The 18,147-nt window shown below is 69.4% G+C and carries 16 protein-coding genes; 7 read left to right on the forward strand and 9 right to left on the reverse strand.

All coding sequences use genetic code 11. The features are described from left to right. Window positions 1-210: 210 nt before the first annotated feature. Complete coding sequence (locus QU602_RS17485; protein WP_308797722.1) at window positions 211-573, reverse strand: glycerate kinase; 363 nt, start codon at window positions 571-573, stop codon at window positions 211-213. Window positions 574-587: 14 nt separating this feature from the next. Next, on the reverse strand, window positions 588-1,004 hold the full coding sequence (locus QU602_RS17490; protein WP_308797723.1) for a hypothetical protein: 417 nt from the start codon (window positions 1,002-1,004) through the stop codon (window positions 588-590). Window positions 1,005-1,099: 95 nt separating this feature from the next. Here QU602_RS17490 and QU602_RS17495 point away from each other — a divergent pair, with 95 nt between their 5' ends. Together QU602_RS17495 and QU602_RS17500 are read left to right on the forward strand one after the other, a co-directional pair. Then, window positions 1,100-1,753 (forward strand): MerR family transcriptional regulator, encoded by a 654-nt coding sequence (locus tag QU602_RS17495; protein ID WP_308797724.1) that lies wholly within the window; start codon window positions 1,100-1,102, stop codon window positions 1,751-1,753. Between the two features lie 427 nt (window positions 1,754-2,180). Then, window positions 2,181-3,509, forward strand: coding sequence for a DUF1254 domain-containing protein (locus QU602_RS17500; RefSeq protein ID WP_308797725.1), 1,329 nt, complete (start codon window positions 2,181-2,183; stop codon window positions 3,507-3,509). Window positions 3,510-3,647: 138 nt separating this feature from the next. On the opposite strand, the gene QU602_RS17505 is transcribed toward QU602_RS17500, so the two are convergent. From QU602_RS17505 to QU602_RS17525, 5 genes are all read right to left on the reverse strand, one after another. Continuing rightward, the gene (locus tag QU602_RS17505) at window positions 3,648-5,000 is read right to left on the reverse strand and encodes an FGGY-family carbohydrate kinase (protein ID WP_308797726.1); all 1,353 of its coding nucleotides are present in this window, start codon (window positions 4,998-5,000) and stop codon (window positions 3,648-3,650) included. After that, a complete protein-coding gene (locus QU602_RS17510) occupies window positions 4,997-5,812 on the reverse strand; it encodes a carbohydrate ABC transporter permease (RefSeq protein ID WP_308797727.1) in 816 nt (271 codons plus the stop codon). Before QU602_RS17510 ends, QU602_RS17505 begins: the two co-directional genes overlap by 4 nt. 2 nt (window positions 5,813-5,814) lie before the next feature. Further along, the gene (locus tag QU602_RS17515; protein ID WP_308797728.1) at window positions 5,815-6,654 is read right to left on the reverse strand and encodes a carbohydrate ABC transporter permease; all 840 of its coding nucleotides are present in this window, start codon (window positions 6,652-6,654) and stop codon (window positions 5,815-5,817) included. A gap of 169 nt (window positions 6,655-6,823) precedes the next feature. Then, window positions 6,824-8,167, reverse strand: a complete 1,344-nt coding sequence (locus QU602_RS17520; RefSeq protein ID WP_308797729.1) for an ABC transporter substrate-binding protein — start codon at window positions 8,165-8,167, stop codon at window positions 6,824-6,826. Window positions 8,168-8,350: 183 nt separating this feature from the next. Further along, window positions 8,351-10,009, reverse strand: a complete 1,659-nt coding sequence (locus tag QU602_RS17525; protein ID WP_308797730.1) for an aminotransferase-like domain-containing protein — start codon at window positions 10,007-10,009, stop codon at window positions 8,351-8,353. Here QU602_RS17525 and QU602_RS17530 point away from each other — a divergent pair. The 4 genes from QU602_RS17530 (at window position 9,938) to QU602_RS17545 (ending at window position 15,127) form a co-directional block, all read left to right on the forward strand. Beyond that, window positions 9,938-10,819, forward strand: coding sequence for an NADP-dependent phosphogluconate dehydrogenase (locus QU602_RS17530; RefSeq protein ID WP_308797731.1), 882 nt, complete (start codon window positions 9,938-9,940; stop codon window positions 10,817-10,819). The two genes, QU602_RS17525 and QU602_RS17530, sit on opposite strands and share 72 nt — an antisense overlap. Continuing rightward, complete coding sequence (locus tag QU602_RS17535) at window positions 10,816-11,349, forward strand: SIS domain-containing protein (protein ID WP_308797732.1); 534 nt, start codon at window positions 10,816-10,818, stop codon at window positions 11,347-11,349. The genes QU602_RS17530 and QU602_RS17535 overlap by 4 nt, the downstream gene beginning before the upstream one ends. 418 nt (window positions 11,350-11,767) lie before the next feature. Next, window positions 11,768-13,429 carry an alkyl/aryl-sulfatase gene (locus QU602_RS17540; protein WP_308797733.1) on the forward strand — a complete coding sequence of 554 codons (1,662 nt, stop codon included), beginning with the start codon at window positions 11,768-11,770 and terminating at the stop codon, window positions 13,427-13,429. 18 nt (window positions 13,430-13,447) lie between these two features. Further along, window positions 13,448-15,127, forward strand: coding sequence for a SulP family inorganic anion transporter (locus QU602_RS17545; RefSeq protein ID WP_308797734.1), 1,680 nt, complete (start codon window positions 13,448-13,450; stop codon window positions 15,125-15,127). 145 nt (window positions 15,128-15,272) lie between these two features. Here QU602_RS17545 and QU602_RS17550 read toward each other — a convergent pair whose 3' ends face one another. Together QU602_RS17550 and QU602_RS17555 are read right to left on the reverse strand one after the other, a co-directional pair. Then, window positions 15,273-16,154, reverse strand: a complete 882-nt coding sequence (locus tag QU602_RS17550; protein WP_308797735.1) for an amidohydrolase family protein — start codon at window positions 16,152-16,154, stop codon at window positions 15,273-15,275. Continuing rightward, entirely contained in the window at window positions 16,155-16,979 is an 825-nt protein-coding gene (locus QU602_RS17555; RefSeq protein WP_308797736.1) for an IclR family transcriptional regulator, read from the reverse strand. A gap of 194 nt (window positions 16,980-17,173) precedes the next feature. Here QU602_RS17555 and QU602_RS17560 point away from each other — a divergent pair, with 194 nt between their 5' ends. Further along, a complete protein-coding gene (locus QU602_RS17560; RefSeq protein WP_308797737.1) occupies window positions 17,174-18,088 on the forward strand; it encodes a dihydrodipicolinate synthase family protein in 915 nt (304 codons plus the stop codon). Window positions 18,089-18,147: the final 59 nt, after the last annotated feature.

Consider the following 18,147-nt stretch of genomic DNA (forward strand, 5'->3'; position numbering starts at 1 on the left):
TGATCGGTGTTCCACCAGCGGTATCAACGCCCTAGACGTCCGTGTCGACGAGCGTCCCTTCGGCGCGCAGATGGGCGACCGCATCGGCAGCAGTGAGCGCCATCGCGATGGCGCCGCTCTGACGAATCGGCCTGGGCGAGGCCGGGCGACCTTTGGAGCTGTTCGGTCGGGTGGTCGCGCCCAGCTCGACCCGCCCTGCCGGCCAGGCGTCTAGGCGAGTGACGTCCCCCTCGAGTGGACGTCGGCGAGGCGACGCCCGTCCTCTTCGAGCCAAAGCCGGGCAGCGCCCGGGACTGACGGATCGTGCCCGGTCATGCGCGCCCAGTTGCTCAGCGCCGCTCCGATGAACGCGATCTCGTCGGGTCCGGCACCCTTCTGCGGCCCGAACACGGTCGCTTCGCCCGTCGGACCGAGCGGTGGTGCGCTCACATCCGACAGGATCGTCACGCCCCCGGGCGGCTTCGCAACGAGGCCGGCCAGATCCGCATCGACTCCGTGAACGAGACCTCGAGCACCGTCTGGAATCGCCTCACCGTCTCGAGTACGCACCTTCGCGCCCTTGTGGGACTCCACATGCTCCGGCCGGCTCAGAGGGCTTCGACGCCGCCCATGATCAGCCCGACACCACCCGTGATGAGTGCGGCGGTGAGGACGCCGGCTCCGATCCAGACAAGCGCGATGAGTGCGTTGGGCCGCTTCGGGTCTCGGCCGAGCACCGACAGGAAGAATCCGGCGGGCATGAGGATGGCTGCTATCGGCACGCCGACGCGCGCCAGCCACAGCCAGAATCCGTCGAGGGCCGCCGCGTGCAGCACGGCGAGCATCACGATGGAGAGGATGAGCAGCACGCCCGCGTGTGCGTGTCCGGCCCGGAAGAACCCGGTCTGGAGCTCGTTCGCGGACGTCTTGCCGCGAACCACGCGCGTGAGGAACCACCCACCGCTCTCGACCGTGACCAGCGCGAGCAGCAGTGCGCCGATGAGGATGGTGTCGGGTGCCGACATCGAAAGATCCGTTCCGGGCCCGGAGACCCTGCGTATAATTAGATAGCTGGACTCTCCAATATTAGAGAGTCTAACTATCCAATACAAGGAGACCTATGCGCATCTCGGCTCTCGCGGCCGCGGCCGACCTCCCGGTCGCCACGGTCAAGTACTACCTGCGCGAGGGCCTGCTTCCCCCTGGCGCAGCGAGCTCGGCCACTCAGGCGACCTATGACGACCGTCACCTCCAGCGACTCCGCCTGATCCGAGCCCTGATCGGCACGGTCGGCCTCTCTGTCGATCACACGCGACAGATCCTGAAGCTCGTCGACGAACCGGGCGACGACCTGTACCGCACGCTCGGGAGCGCGATCGACGTACTGCCCCCTCAGGGCGCCGCTCCGCGCGACGACGCAGACCCCTACCCGCGGGCGCGCGCAGCACTGGCGGCACTCGGCCGCACCCCTGATCCGGCCTTCAGCGCGACCGCACAGCTGGAGGCAGCACTCGCCGCCGCCGAGGCCGGCGGCCTCCCCATCGACGACGACAGGCTGCGCGTCTACGGCGAGATGACGGCACGCCTCGCGGCGTTCGACCTCGACCACCTCCCGGCCGATCATGGGGCCGCAGTCGAGTACGCCGTCCTCGGCACCGCACTGCACGAACCCGTGTTGCTCGCGCTCAGGCGCCTCGCACATCAGCAGGTCGCGCTCGAGCTGCGCTCAGGGCTCGGCCGGAACCTCAGCACGCACCGTCGCACTGAGAGCTGACGGCGGCCTCGACCGCATCGATCGAAGCGGATGCCTCGGGCGCGGCGCCGAACGGGTCTGGGAGCGTGCCGCACGTCGGGTGACGACCGAGAGCACGAGTATGACCGCGACGCGCGCGCGATAGGCCGAGGCATCCGCTTCGGTGCAGATCTCGGGCGCGGAGACCTCGGCGAGCTTCGCATCGCAGGCCGGTCGATGGCCTCAGCGGCGCGAGCACCGCGACCTCGGTCGCGCACGCGCCGCCCCACGCCAGGCCGAGCACACACTGTACGAGCAGGTCGTCCTGCGCCGCGACCCCACTGCCGAGCGGAGCACATTCGGGCACGACGCTCGCTCGCGTGCCGGCCCGACCCTTCGTACGGGTCGGGAGGCCGCTGAGCTGACGCGACACCCCGGGAAGCCGAGCGTTCATCGTTATGATCTCCGCATGGCTGGAGCACGTGAGAAGGCCCAGGTGCGCCGAGCGGTCGAGGCGGCCCTGTGGGGCATCCCGTATGTCAACTATCGGCTGATGGCGCGCGCGGGGGAGCAGCTCGGCGCCGCGCCGAATCAGATCGTGTACTGGTCACGCCTCTTCGGCTGGCGCAACCAGACGCTGACCCCGAACCCGGATGTCGTGTACCTCATGCCGTTCATCGACACCACGACGGCCGGGCCGATGGTGCTCGAGATCCCGCCCGCCGACGGCGGTGCCCTCAACGGGTCGGTGATGAACGCCTGGCAGGCGCCCATCGAGGACGTCGGCCCCGCCGGAGTCGACGCGGGCCGGGGCGGAATGTATCTGATCCTTCCTCCCGGCTACTCCGAGGCGGTCCCCGACGGCTACATCCCGATGCCCTCCGACACCTTCGAGGTGTATGCGCTGCTCAGATCGCTCCTCCGCTCGGCGAGCGACGACGACGTCGCCACTGCAGTCGAGTACGCCAAGCAGACGCGGCTCTACCCGTTGAGCACGGCCCACGCCCGACCCGAGACCACCTTCGTCGACGTGCACGGCGAGCTCTATGACTCAGCCATCCCGTACGACCGGCAATTCTTCGAGGTGCTGCACGAGGTCGTGCAGCGCGAACCCTGGATCGAACGGGATCGCATCATGATCGATCACCTCGCGAGCATCGGCATCCGAAAAGGACAGCCCTTCCAGCCGGACGACCGCCTGGCCTCGATCCTCGACGAAGCGGCCGGCGAGGCGAGGGAATGGCTGGATGCGAGGTACCGCGAGCTCAACGTCCCCTTCGCCGATGCGGCCCGGTGGGCCGTGCCGATCGACCCTGCGTACCTCCGGGCGACGGCAGACGGTTTCGCCGATCCCGACGCGTACCCAATCGATGCGCGGGCGGTGCCGTTCCACTATGGCTTCTTCTCCGCGCGCCACCTCGGCACGGGCCAGTTCTACCTGATGACGATCTCGGATTCGCGCGGCAACCCGCTCGATGGAGGTCGGCGATACACGCTCACGGTTCCCCCCGATGCGCCCGTCGAGGCGTTCTGGTCGGCGACGGCCTATGACCGCGAGACCCACACGCTGATCCGCGACACGCCCTGGTCGAGCCGCTCGTCCGGCACTCCGGGGCTGCGGACGGACAGCGACGGCTCGGTCACGCTCACCTTCGCCCCCGACCCACCCGGCTCTGGAGAGGCCAACTGGGTCCCGACGCGCCCCGGTGCCGACTTCGAGGTGCTGTTCCGCTTCTACCAGCCGACGCCCGCGCTGCGCGAGAAGACCTGGCGGCTCCCCGACCTCGTCCCCGCCTGACGGCAGCAGCGCGTGCTCGAGCCGCCTGGGGCAGATCCGGATGGTCCGGCCAGTGGCACCCGGTTCGATCCGGGCGCAGCCGGTGCCCGGACCTGAGATGACACCAGCCTTCGGTCCGGGAGCCCGCCCTCGCCCCCGCTACGGATTCATCCGCTCCGCGATCGCTGACGTCCACTCCGGTCGAGGGAGGAGTGGCTCGCGTGAGGGCCATGCCGCCACGCGTCCGCGGGCGCGGAGCGCCGCTCCGGCGAGGGACGATTCATCCGCGTCCGAGGGGTACACCGGCTGGCCGGTCGCGTCGGCGAGCAGTTGGGCGAACTCGGGCCGGGCGTTCAGGATGCCGCCCGCGGCGATGAACGAGGAGACGGTCGGGACGGCCGTGAGGGTGAGCTCGGTCAGCTGCCGGTAGGTGGCGAGCAGCGAGAACACGAGGGCGTGAGCGATGTCGCTACGGGTGTGATGGAGGCGGAGGCCGTCGAGTGCGCCGGTGGCGCTGCGCGAATAGCCCGGTCCTCGTTCGCCGGCGAAGTGCGGCTGCGCGACCAGGCCATCGAACGCCGGTGGCTCTCCGGCCGCGAACGCGAGCGGGTCGTCCACGCCGAGCGTGCCGCGGATCCAGTGCAGGAGGTTTCCGGCGTTGGAGACGGCGCCCCCGATGCCGGTGTAGTCGTCGAGCCGGTATCGCCAGAGACCGAACGGGGCGTGAGGTGCGTCGCCGTCGAGCAGGACCCGGAGACTCCCCGACGTGCCGGCCGTGAGCGCCGAGACCGTCGGGCCGACCGCGCCGATGCCGATGCTGTTGCAGACGCCGTCCCCGTACGGCGGAATGACGACCGCGTCCTCGAGCCCGAACGTTCGAGCGCGTGGTCCGGTCGGCCGGGATTCGCGCCAGGGAGCGCCGAGCGACGACAGGTCGACGCCCACGGCATGAGCTGTGGGGGCATCCCACTCGGCGAGGTCTTGGTTCCACATGCCGGAGCCCGCCGCGATGTCGACGCTCCAGCCGCCCTCGACGCCGAGCACCTCGGCCATCAACCAGCCGGGCAGGTCCGACCACCGATGCGCGGTCACCTGCTGCTGCCGGAGATACCACCAGGCCGCGAGCGGATACGACGCGTGGAAGTAGGACCCGGTTCGCCGTCGGTACTCGAGCAGGTCCAGGTGCTCGGCGAGCGTGTCGAGGGTGGCATCCGGCGCAGACGCCTCCCAGGTGTAGACGTCGGTGCAGGGCGCACCGTCCTGGTCGATCCCGAGGAGGCTGTGCCACAGGCTGGAGACGGCGACGTGCCGGACCCCGGTCAGGTCGAGCTCGTGCAACACCTCGCGGAGCACGAGTGCGATACCGGCCGCGGGGAAGACGCCGGCTGCTCCTCGGTCGGCTCGGTGCGCATACGACCTCCCCGCGAGCTGACGACGTTCGCCGGCCGCGTCGAACACGGCACCGCGGACGCTGCTGCTTCCGATGTCGAGGGCGAGGACGGCACCCGTCATCCCTTGACGGCTCCCGCCGTGAGCCCCGAGACGATCCATCGCTGCACGACGAGGGAGATCACCACGACGGGGACGGTGATGACGACGGCCGACGCGGCGATCTGACCCCAGTTGTTGGAGCCGTACGAGAGGAAGTTGAACACGGCCACGGGGACAGTCTGCGTGTGACGACCGGACAAGACCACCGCGAACAGGAACTGATTCCAGGAGAAGATGAACGCCATGATGGCGGCCGCAGCCATGCCGGTGCGCACCAGCGGCAGCGCCATCGTGAAGAAGTAGCGTGGCTGTGTCGCGCCGTCGACGAGCGAGGCCTCGAAGATGTCGCGCGGCAGCTCTTCGAAGAACGGGATCATCATCCAGGTGATGAACGGCATGGTGATGAACACGTGGGAGAGGATCATGCCGAGGTAGGTGTCGATCAGCCCGACCTGGGTGTAGATCACGAACCACGGGACGACGAGCGCGATGCCCGGCAGCATGCGCGCGACCAGGAAGACGAAGCTCGTGCGCCTGAAGCTCCAGTGCGCGAGGGCGAACGCCGCGGGCACGCCGAAGACGAGCGAGAGCGCGGTCGAGCCGACGCCGATGACGAGCGAGTTGAACAGGAACGAGAAGAAGTCGCCGGCGGCGAAGACCTGGACGAAGTTGTCGAGGGTCGGTCCTCGCTCGAACCAGAGATTGCCCGCCGTGATGTCGAGCGGCTGCTGGAACGCGATGAGGATCATGTACGCGAACACCGACAGGAACGGCAGGATCGCGATGACGGCGATGATCCCCGCGCGGATCGATCTGGTGCGGGAACTCGACACGGTCAGGACCTCCGGGAGAGACGGATGATGACGAAGCTGAACAGCAGCATCACGAGGACGAAGAGCACGACGACGGCGGCCGCGTAACCCGGGTCGAGGAACTGGAACGCGAGGTTGTACGCGTAGATGTTCAGCGTCTCCGTGGCCTGGCCCGGCCCGCCGCCGGTGATCACGTAGATCGGGTCGAACGTGCGCATCGCCTCGATGAGCCGGGTGACTGCCGCGACGGCGATGACGGGACGGAGGGCGGGGAGCGTGATGTGCCAGAAGCGCTGCCACGCATTCGCTCCGTCGACCATCGCGGCCTCCTGCGTCTCCGTGGGCAGACCGGAGAGGCCCGCGAGCACGAGCAGGGCGATGAACGGGGTCCACTGCCACACGTCGACCAGCATCAGCGACGGCAGCGCGAGGAGGGGATCGGAGAGGAAGGGGATGCTCGGCAGACCGAAGAACGACCCGATGGTGGCGAACAGGCCGAGGTCGGGCTGGAACATCAGCCGCCACACCATGGCGACGGCGACCGGAGTCGCGATCATGGGGATGAGGAACAGGGCGCGTACGATGCCGCGGCCACGGAAATGCTGGTTGAGCAGGAGCGCGTAGCCGATGCCGAGGACCAGCTGGACGGCGACCGAGCCGACCGAGTAGATGATGGTGCGGAGCGTGGCGTTCCAGAATCGCTGGTCCTGCGAGATCTCGATGAAGTTCCCGAAGCCGATGAACTCGCCGCCCTCGAGCGAGGCGGGGACGTCCTGGAACGCCATGATGAGGTTGTTGACCAGGGGGTAGGCGACCAGGATCACCAGCAGCGCGAGCGCAGGTCCGAGGAACGCGGCCTTCATGCCCCATTCGCGCTGGCCTGAGCTGCGTCGACGAGCCGACGGCGGCCCCTGGCGTCGCTCGGGGACGCGCCGTTCGGGGACGGTAAGGGTGCGGGTGCTACTCATGTCCTGTTCCTGGTCGTGTCCGTGGGGCCGCTGACGCGGCCCCACGGACAGTGATCATGCGGGGTCAGCGGCTCAGCGAGTCGAACGTTGCCGCGGACTCTTCGACGGCTGCCGGCACGTCGCCACCCTGGATCGCGGTGACGAGGGCAGCGCCGATCGCATCCCGCGCTTCGGGGACCTGCGCGATGGTCGGGTGCTGCGAGACCGCGTTCTGGCGGGATGCGTCGAACGCCTCGACCCATTCCGCCGGCAGCGTGTCGGGGAACGCGGTGATCGAGGTCCGGGCACCCGCGACGCCGTCCTCTTCCTGCACGGCCTCGACGACGTCCGGGCTGGTCGCCCACTGCATGAACAGCCACGCGGCGCCCTGGTTCTCGGAGAAGTTCGACATCGCGAGGTCCCAGCCGTAGAACGCCTGCGTGTCACCGCCGGGGCCGGCCGGCACCGGAAGGAAGCCGACGCTGTCGGCGACGGTGGACGCGGCCGGGTCGATGAGCTGGGTGGCGAAGACGCTGGAGTCGGGGAACATCGCCACGCGACCCTGCTGGAACAACGGCAGGATCTCCTGCCAGGAGTTGTTCACCGCACCTTCGGGGCCGTATTCGCGCACCAGGTCGCCGTAGTACTCGAACGCCTCGATGCCGTCCGGCGAGTTGAAGGCGGCCGTGCCGTCTTCGGTGTTCCACTCGGCGCCGAAGTTGTAGAGGAACGGCGTGAACTGGCTGGTCGCCGACGCCCCCTTGCCCCGGCCGGTGAAGCCGTAGAGCTCACCGGAGTCGGTGATCGTCTTCGCAGCCGTCTCGAGCTCGTCGAGCGTGGCCGGCGGGGTCAGCCCGAGCGTCTCGAAGACATCGGTGCGGTAGTACAGCATCGTGGTCTCGATCTGGATCGGCACGCCGATGACCTCGCCGTCGATGGTGTCGGCCGCGAGCACATCGGCCGAGAAGTCGTCGTAGGCGTAGTCGTCCGAGGTGAGCGACGGGTTGTCGAGGAACGGCGCGAGGTCGGCGTACCACCCGTTCTCCTGGAACAGACGACCCTCGGCGGTGGGGCCGGTCATGAAGACGTCGAGGGCATCGGACCGGGCGGAGAGGTTCACCTGCACCCGCTGGCGGAACTGGTCCTCGGGCAGCGCGGACACGTTGACGGTGATGCCGGTGAGCGCTTCGAACTCCTCGAGGCGCGGCTCGATGGCCTGCTGCCACGGGTGCTGGTTCAGAAGCACCTCGATGGTGGAACCGTCGAAGCGCTTCCAGTCGAACGCGCCGGACGCATCGGCGCCCTGGTCGGACGTGCCGCCGCCGCTGCCGCCGCTGCAGGCGGCGAGGACGAGGCCTGCGACGGACAGCGCGGCGACCGTGCCGACGATCCGGGCCGGTCGTCGACGCCGCGCATGGGTGCTGTTCACGTGATTACTCCTTCGGAATACGCGAGTCCGTGCGTCTGGGGAACGCGCGGGCCGTGTGGTCAGGACTGCTGGACGGCAGACCAACTGCCGCCACCGCTGTCCATCGTCAGGTGGGATTGGCCCCTAAACTAGGTCCACATCTCCGGTATTGGTCTGGAATTCCGGGGAGGCGTCGGTTCCCCGCTAGACGAGCGGATCCGCCGGGCGCAGCGCGATCGCCGGCGTCCGATCGAACTCGGACCACGCGGCGGCGAGCCGGCGGATGCCAGCTTCGAAGATCGACGGAGACCCCCCGATCGCGACGCGGATGTATGCGTCGCTAGCACCGTCCGCGGAGAGGGAGTCCCCGGGGACGATGGCCACGCCGCGCCGGCGCGCGGTCTCGGCGAACGGCCGGGACGCGCCGCGGGGCATCCGCAGCCACAGGGCGACGGCCCCCGCCGCAGGTGTGATCTCGAACTCGGGCAGCAGCTCGGCGATGATGCGCGTGGCCTCCTCGATGCGGCCGCGCACCTCGACCTGCCGGCCCTCCCGGATCTCGGCGCGACGGTGCAGCAACCAGGCCGAGACGACCTGGCTGAGCACCGGGGTGCCGAGGTCGGCACGCGCCTTCGCCCGGGAGAGGCGGACGATGGCGTTCTCATCCCCCCGGATCCAGCCGACACGCAATCCGCCCCAGAAAAGCTTGCTCATCGAGCCGACCGTGAACACGGTGGTGTCCCTCACGACGGACGCGAGGTAGGGCGGCGGGTCATCCCACACGAGTTGCCGCGAGCTGGTGTCCTCGATCACGGCGCCCTCGAACCCGCTCAGTCCTTTGGCCAGACGAAGGATGGCGTCTCGTTCGCTCACCAATCCCTCCGGACCCAGAGCGGTGATGGTGTAGACCAACGCCGGCGAAGCACGGTTGACCAGATCGAGCAGGGGGCGTTCGCCGGCCGATGCGACCGAACGCGTGGTGCGGATCGTGACGGCACGGTGCCGAAGCAGGTCGAGCATGCCCGGCGAGGTGGGATCCTCGAGCACGACGCTGTCGCCCGTCTCCACGAGGTGCTGGGTGAGGAGCGAGAGCGCCTGCTGGTCGCCGGTCGTGATCAGGACCTGCTCCGGGGTGGTCGGCAGCCCTTCCTCGCTGTACATCGTCGCGACCGCTCGCCGCAACTCGGCGAGACCGACCGCCGAGTAGCCCGTCTGCGACAGCAGCTGGTCGAACAGATCTCCGCGCAACGCCGCCGTCGCTTCGCGCACCGCCGGAACGGCCGGCAGCGACGCGGTCGCGAGGTCGATGAGCGTGTCGTTCTCCGACAGCGCTGCGCGCCCCAGCGACTCGGGCTGCCCGCCCTTCGACGCGCTGTTGCGCTCGGCACCGGAGACCCAGGTACCGCTGCCTTGCTTGCTCTCGAGCACGCCGTCCGATCGCAGAAGGTCGTACGCGCCGACGACGGTGCTGCGGCCGACCGCGAGCATCCGGGCCATGTGGCGCTCGGCCGGGAGAATGGTGCCGGGCGGGAGGTCCCCGCGGACCACGGCAGTGCGGATGGCGGTGGCCAGCCGCTGATACAGCGGTCCGCTGTGCATCGTCCACTGGCCGACGGCATCCAGCACATTCGTCATTCCGAGCTCCACTTCGAGTCCAATGTGCGTCGAGTGGCCCTGTTCCCGTCGCATTACGGTCTCGATGATGAACAATGGCGGCCTCAAACGCAACTTGATCCGTCGATTGGCTTGCAGGTACACGCGCTCGGCGCGGTGTTGACGAAGAGGGACTTCATGCAGATCGGACTGCTCGGCCTGGGCAAGATGGGCGGCGGCATGGCGCTGCGCCTGGTACGCGGTGGGCACCAGGTCGTCGGAGCGGACCTGTCCGCCGCTTCCCGCGAGCGCGCCGAGGCGGTCGGGGCGAAGGCGGTCGGCTCGCTGCGCGAGCTGGTCTCCGAGCTCGCCGCACCCCGGATCGTGTGGGTGATGCTCCCTCCGGGCGACCTGACCCGCGCAGCCGTCGATGAGCTCGCCGCGATGCTCGAGCCCGGCGATCTGGTCGTGGACGGCGGCAACAGCGACTTCCGCGACGCCCCGCACCACGCCGCCACCCTCGGCGCACGCGACATCCGGTTCGCCGATGTCGGCACCAGCGGTGGCCAGTGGGGCTGGCAGAACGGCTACGGCCTGATGGTCGGGGCCGATGACGCCACCTACGCCGAGCTCGTACCGTTCCTCGACGCCCTCGCCGCCGAGAACGGCTATTCCCTGGTCGGCGGCGTCGGCGCGGGCCATCTGGTGAAAGCGATCCACAACGGGGTCCAATACGGCGTGCTGCAGGCCTATGCAGAGGGGTTCGCCCTCCTCGAAGGTCACCCTGAGGTCGACACGCTGGCCGCTATGTCCGCGTGGCAGGGAGGGAGCTCCATCCGCTCCTGGCTGCTCGAGCAGACCGTCGAAGCGCTGCGCGAGAACCCGACCCTCGACGGGGTCGATAGCCGGGTGTCCGACTCCGGGATGGGTCGATGGACCGCCGAGGAGGCCATCCGTCTCGCCATCCCGACGCCGGTCCTCACCGCGGGCCTGCAGGCCCGCTTCGCGAGCCGTGCCGACAGCGCGCAGCAGAGGCTGCTGGTCGCCGCCCGTGGTCGCATCGGAGGACAGAAGTCGTGACCGTGAAGCAGAACGCGGAGGCCGCGGTCGCGGAGCTGGCCGCCCTCGTGGCAGCGCTCGACGATGCGCAACTCGATGCCGCCGCACAGATCGTCGCGGACGCGCCGCGGCTCTTCTTCACCGGCATCGGGCGCTCCGGCCTGTCGGCACGTGCGGTGGCGATGCGCCTCATGCACATCGGGAAAGAACTCTACGTGGTCGGCGACGTGGCCACGCCGGCGATCATGGCGGGTGACGTGCTCGTCGCGCTGACCTCGAGCGGACGCGGCTCCGTACTCGAGCAGGCGCGAGCCGCGCTCGCGCACGGCGCCCGCGTGGTGACCTTCAGCACCGGCGAGAACGACCTCACCGCGCTCAGCGAGGTGTTCGTCACACTCCCCGCGCGGACCGCCGTTCCGACCGAGCAGCACGCCGGCTCCCTCTTCGAGCAAGGATGCCTCGTGGTCGGCGATGCACTCTGCCGCGCCGTCCAGGCCCGACTCGGTGTGCCCACGTCCGAGCTGGACGCGCGGCACGCGAACCTCCTCTGAACAGAGGTCGGTGACCCGAGAGCCCGGAGCCGCGACGGGCGACGCCGAGGCGTACGCGTGGCGAGCCCGAGCCGCCGCACAACCTGAGTCCTTGTGCAGGTTCCGGCTCCAGAACTAGGGTCGGGGATACTGCGGCGTCGCGGGATCTGCGCGACCTGCGTCTCGACGAGGGCATCCGGGGTGGGGCGGTCATGGCATACGAACCGAAGGACGCATCGGCGTTCACGACGCAGGCGAACCGGGATGCGCGTGCGAGCTACGCGCTCGACGACACCGAGGACTTCGATCTCGCTGACCGCGGGTTCATCGCCCCGATCCCCGGCGGGGTCGTCCCCGCCGTCGACGGGAAGGTCTCGCTCGACCTGGCCGACTTCGACTTCATCGACGGCGACGCCCCGCCCTCGGTGAACCCGAGCCTGTGGCGGCAGTCCCGGGTCATCCGTACCGGGTCGTGGACCGCATCTACCAGGTGCGGAACACCGACATCGCGAACGTCACGTTCGTCGAGGGCGACGACGGCGTCATCGTCATCGACTGCAGCGCGAACGTGTCGGCCGCACAGCAGGCGCTCGAGCTGCTCCGCGCGCACGTGACCGACAAACCCGTCGTCGCGGTGATCTACACGCACACGCACGTCGATCACTACGGCGGCGTCAAGGGCATCGTCGACCCGGCCAGGGTCGCCGACGGCACGGTCCCGATCATCGCGCCGGGCACGATCGCCTCGTTCGACAAGTACGCGATCGGTGAGAACGTCATCGCGGGCAACGCCATGTCCCGCCGCGCCGGGTATGCGTTCGGCAGTCTGATCGGACACGGCGACCACCTCACGGTCACCGCAGGCATCGGCATCGCGTCCGCGGCCAACAGCGAGATCTCCTACCTCTCGCCGACCGATCCCATCACCGAGACCGGTCAGCGCCGCACCATCTCGGGGCTGACGTTCGAGTTCCTCTACGCCCCCGACACCGAGGCGCCCGAGGAGATGCACATCTGGATCCCGGAGCTCAAGGCGCTCACCTGCGCCGAGAACGCCAACCACGGTCTGCACAACATCCAGACGCTGCGCGGTGCGCGCACGCGCGACGCCCGGAACTTCGCCCGGTACCTCGACGAGACGCTCGTGCGCTGGGGCGACGAGGCCGAGGTGCACTACGGCCCGCACACCTGGCCCGTCTGGGGCAACGCCGAGGTCGTCGCGTTCATCGAGTCGCAGCGGGACACGTACAAGTACATCCACGACCAGGCGCTCCGCCTCGCGAACCAGGGGTACACGCCGCTCGAGGCCGCCGAGGTCGTCGAGCTGCCCGAGGCGCTCGGCCGGAAATGGTTCAACCGCGGGTACCACGGCACCCTCCACCACGACGTGCGCGCCGTGTTCACGAAGGAGCTCGGCATGTGGGACGGCGACCCCGTGTCGCTGCACCCGCACACCCCGGTCGACACCGCCGAACGCTACGTCGCGCTCGTCGGACGGGACGCGCTCGTCGAGGAGGGCCGGCGCGCGATCGCCGACGGCGACTACCGGTGGGCCACGCAGGTGCTGCACCACGTCGTCTTCGCCCGGCCCGACGACGCCGAGGCCAAGGGGCTGCAGGCCGACGCATACGAGCAGCTCGGCTACCAGGTCGAGGGCCCGCAGTGGCGCGGCATCTACCTCGCCGCGGCGCGCGAGCTCCGCGAGGGCATCGCTCCGGCCGCGTTCGCGACCGCGAGCTCGGACACGATACTCGCGATGCCGCTCGACATCCTGTTCGACTTCGCCGCCGTGCACGTCGACGGCCCGCGCGCCGCGCAGGTCGACGTGCGGATCGACCTCGAGTTCAGCGACTCGGATGACACGTGGACGATGTGGGTGCGCAACGGCGTGCTCAACGCGCGCCCCGGCGCGTCGAAGCATCCGCAGCTCACGGTGACGGGCGCGAAGGGCGACCTGGTCGCGGTGCTGCTGCAACCGGCCGCGGCGGGCCGGCTCGCCGAGGCCGGCCGGATCACCTTCGACGGCGACCGCGCGGCGCTCGACACATACGCCGGCGTGCTCGACGAGTTCGACCCCGACTTCGCCATCGTCACGCCGTAGCCCGCGATGGCGTCCCGCGTGCAGCTCCCGCTCGCCGGGCTGACCTGGCAGAACCTGGCGCGCGAGCTCACCGCGGGCGTCACCCTGCTCGCGATCGCGATCCCGCTGAACATCGGGTACGCCCAGATCGCCGGGCTCCCGGCGACGGCGGGCCTGTACGCGCTGATCGTGCCGACCGTCGTGTACGCGCTCGCCGTGTCGAGCCGGCAGGTGGTCGCATCGCCCGACGCGGCGGCGGCGGCGCTCGTCGCGTCCTCGATCGGCGGGCTCGCGGTCGCCGGCTCCGAGGACTACGCGACCCTCGCGATGGCGCAGGCGATCATCTGCGGGGTCATGTTCGTGCTGCTGAGCGTGTTCCGGCTGGGATTCCTCGCGAACTTCCTCTCGAAGCCGATCCTCGTCGGGTTCGTCGGCGGGCTCGCCCTCGACATCCTCGTGAGCCAGATCGCGAAGATGCTCGGCGTCCACATCGACTCCGGTGGCGAGTTCGTCGACAAGGTCGCCGGCCTGGTCATGGGGCTCGGGACGACGAACCTCGTGTCGCTGACGATCTCGGTGCTCGCGGTGGTCGTGCTGCTCGGCGGCCGGCGGCTGCTGCCGGCCGTGCCGTGGGCGCTGGTCGTCCTGATCGTCGCCACGGTCGTCGTGGTGGTCGCCGACCTCGACGACGCCGGCGTCGACGTGCTCGGCGAGGTGCCGGCCGGGCCGCCCGTGCTCACCTGGCCGATCATCGACTGGACGACCTGGCTCCTGCTCATCCCGTCGGCGATCGCGCTGACGCTCGTCACGACGGCCGAAGGCCTGCTCGTGTCCCGGTCGTACAGCGAGAAGCGCGGCTACCCGACCGACCCGAACCGCGACCTGTTCGCGTTCGGGCTCGGCAACCTCGCGGCCGGCGCGTCCGGCAGCTTCGCCGTCGGATCGTCTACCTCACGTACCGCCGCCATGGATCAGGCGGGGTCCCGCACGCAACTGCCCTCGCTCGTGCTCGCGGCCGGCACGTTGCTCCTGCTGCTGTTCGGCACCGCGCTGCTCGCCGACATCCCGTCGCCCGCGATCGGCGCGATCGTCGGCGTCGCGATCCTGCCGCTGCTCGGCCTCCGCGACTTCGCCGCGCTCTGGCGCGCCGATCGGTTCGAGTTCGCCGTCGGCGCCGTCTGCTTCCTCGTGACACTCTTCGTCGGCGCGATCGCGGGCATCGTCGTGTCGTTCGTGCTCGCGCTCATCAACCTCGCCAGGCGGGCCGCGAACCCGGCGATCGACGTGCTGCGCTCCGACGGAGAGCCGGGCGACTCGCTCCTCGACCCTGCCCCCGACGGCACCGTGACCGCGCCGGGCGTCCTCGTCGTCCGGCTCGCGGCACCGCTGTTCTTCGCCAACGGCGCGGTGTTCGCGCAGGCGGTGAAGGACGCCGTCACCGCGGCGAACGAGGCCGGACACGGCCCGGTGCGCCACGTCGTGATCGACATGGAAGCAGTCACCGACGTCGATGTCACCGGGGCCGAGAGCTTCGACGCTCTGGTCGCCTGGCTCACGAACGCGCAGATCGAGCTCGGGTTCAGCCGCGTCCGGCCGGACGCACGCCTGCGTCTCCGGAAGCTGGGCCTGCTCGGCGATCGTGCGACCTACCCGACCAATCGTGCGGCGATCGCCGCCCTGAACCCCGATGACGACCGAACGCACTCGGGCGGGAACTGACCCGGCAGGTCAGACGTGATCCGCCCTCCATCACGCACTCATCGAGCGCGTCGAGGTGAGGACGCGAACGCCTCCGAGACGGCCTGCTCGATGACCGCGCGCAGTCAACGGCCTGAGACAGCTCGGCGGCGTGATCCTCGCGGTATCAGGCTTCGAGCGACAGGCCGAGGAGTGAGAGCGCGTCGCGTGTGATCAACGCGTCCACCTGGTCCCCGTCGAGCCCGCCGAATCCCGGCATCCGGATCCCGGCGAGGCGACGCAGCTCCGCGATCGTGTCATCCACTGTCGTGAACGGGAAGTCGCTGCCGAACAGCAATTTGTGCCAGACCCCATACTCCTGGGCGAGCATCAGCGCGTTCCAGAACTGGTGCGGTCGGTAGTGCAACGCACTGATATCGGCGAACACGTTCGGATGTTTCCGGATGACCGCCAGACACTCGCCCTCGTAGGGGTGGCCGAGGTGCGCGAGAATCAGCCGGAGGTCGGGGAACTCACGCGCGATGTCATCGGCGATGACGGGGCGCGTGTACTTGAGGACCGCCTGACTCATGAACGTCGTTCCCGTGTGCATCAGGACGGGCAGCCCGTGATCGCTGGCATACCGCCAGAGGGGGCGGACGAGATCCGATCCGGGATCGAAGCCCGCGTACATCGGCATCAACTTGATCCCCCTGAGGCCCAGGTGTTCGTGGCCGAAGCGCAGCTCGTCCTGCCAGCCCGGCTGGGTCGGGTCGAGTGAGAGGAAGCCGATCGCACGACTGGGATACGTACGGACCAGGGCGGAGACAGCGGAGTCGTCGACCCAGATGCCCGACAGCCGCGCCTTCCCCCCGATGACGATGGCGACGGTGTCTGGCGGCGAGGTGCTCAGGTACGTGTCCCAGTGCGATGAGAGGTCCACGTCGTGACCGGCAGCTTTCGCAGCCTGGCTGACGAAGGTCGTGTCAAGGTCGCGGTGCTGGTCCATCAGGTGGGCGTGAACGTCGACGATCAATGTGGGCCTTCCTGTTCCGGTCTCGGGATGCAATCAGGTCCGGGCCGGTCCAGGCAACTCGTGTTCTCGAGCGCCGAACCGATCGGCGGCGACATACCCCATCGCAAAGGACACGTCGGCGGCGCACGCCGCAACGAGCGCGCCGATCCGTTCGCTGTCCGACGGGCGCAACCCGCTCTTCAGCCGTGTGACGCTGATACCACCGGCCGGCCGGCCGGAATGGTCGCGCACCACGGCCCCGACGCAGACGACGCCCTCGGCATCCTCTTCATCGTCGATGGCCCAGCCGCGGCGACGCGTGAGCTCGATCTCATCGATGAGCGCATCGAGGTCGAGAATCGTCCGACTCGTGCGCCGGATCATCGGCACGGCTGCCATGGTGCGACGGATCTCGTGATCGGTCAGCGCGGAGAGGATCGCTTTCCCGACCGACGTCGAGTGCAGATACTCGCGTTGCCCCATATGGAGTTCGAAGCGGACACCCTCGAGATTGTCCACACGGCCGACCGCGACCGCGAAGTTCTCAGCCCGCGTGACGACCCGTGAGGTGAGACCCGTCGCGACGGTCAAGCGACGTAGGAACGGCATGGCCGCCTCGCGGATGGACACCCGCGACAGGGCCTGCTCGCCGAGGTAGGTGAGTCTGAGGCCGAGCGCGTATCGCCGATCGACGCCCGCGCCCGTCGATCGTACGAGCCCCCGCGCGCAGAGTGTCTGCAGGGTGGTGAACACCGCGCTCTTGGATCCGCCGACGGCGGCCGCGATCGCGGTGACGGTCTCGCCGCCCATGGATTCCGCGAGCACATCGAGGATGTCGGCCGCCCGGTCGACGCTTCGCACTCGTTCCTGGCCGCTCATCTCCGGTCTCCTTTCATGCCGGGCTTCCCGCTCGGGCGATCCACCCGCCCCGGACGACATTCCCGAGCGTGAGGACGCACGCGAACCCACTGACGCGTTCGGCGGAGCCGTACGCGGTTTGGGAGCACCTCACACGGCTCCATAGCGTGTGTGCAACCGGGACTCCGGGGCACGAAACACACAGGAGACGTGACGTGACGAACAGACTTCAAGGGGTGCTCCCCGTCATCGCGACGCCGTTCGACGAGCGCTGGCAGATCGACCGGGACGCGTTGGCGCGCGAGATCGACTGGCTCTACGACCATCGCGTCGACGGCGTCGTCGTCGCGATGGTGTCTGAGATCCTGCGACTGTCGACGGAGGAACGGAAGGAGCTGCATGAGGCGGTGATCGCCGCCAATCGCGGCCGCGGGCCGGTCGTGGTGGGCGTCGGGGCCGAGAGCACGGTGGTCGCGCGCGACCTCGCCCAGCACGCGGAGGCGTCCGGCGCGGACGCGGTGATGATCACGCCCCCGTTGCTGACGCGGGTCAGCGAGGATCAGCTCCTCGCCCACCTCGACGCGGTCGTCGAACGCGTGTCGATCCCCGTCGTCTTCCAGGACGCGAGCTCGTACGTCGGAGAGCCGGTGAGCGTGCGGCTTCAGGCCGAGCTCGTGACGAGCTTCGGCGCGGACCGGCTGCTGCTGAAGCCGGAGGCCGATCCCCTCGGTCAGCGGGTCAGCGCGATTCTCGAGGCCACCGGCGGCCGCGCGCGCATCTTCGACGGCAGCGGCGGCGTCGCCCTGTTCGATACGTTCCGCCGGGGCATCGTGGGCACGATGCCCGGACCGGACCTCGTCTGGGCGGTGCGCGGCATGTGGGATGCGCTGACCCAGGGCGACGACGAGCTGGCGGTCCGCATCAGCAATCCGTTGACGGCACTCATCTCGATGGTTCCCGGCCTCGACGGATACGTCGCATTCGAGAAGTACATGCTCGTCAAGCAGGGGGTGCTTCCCCACCCTCGGATGCGCGGCCCGGTGAGCTTCGAGATCGACGCTGGGACCGAGGCCATGCTCGAGCTCCAGGCTCAGGCACTCAGGGACGCGGTGGCCGGCGCCCCGGTGTGAACAGGACCGCGCTCGGGGTCGGGCCGTGCGACGTTCGGTCGCACGGCCCGATCCGCGAG

This window comes from Agromyces protaetiae (assembly GCF_030866785.1).
Lineage (GTDB): Bacteria > Actinomycetota > Actinomycetes > Actinomycetales > Microbacteriaceae > Agromyces > Agromyces silvae.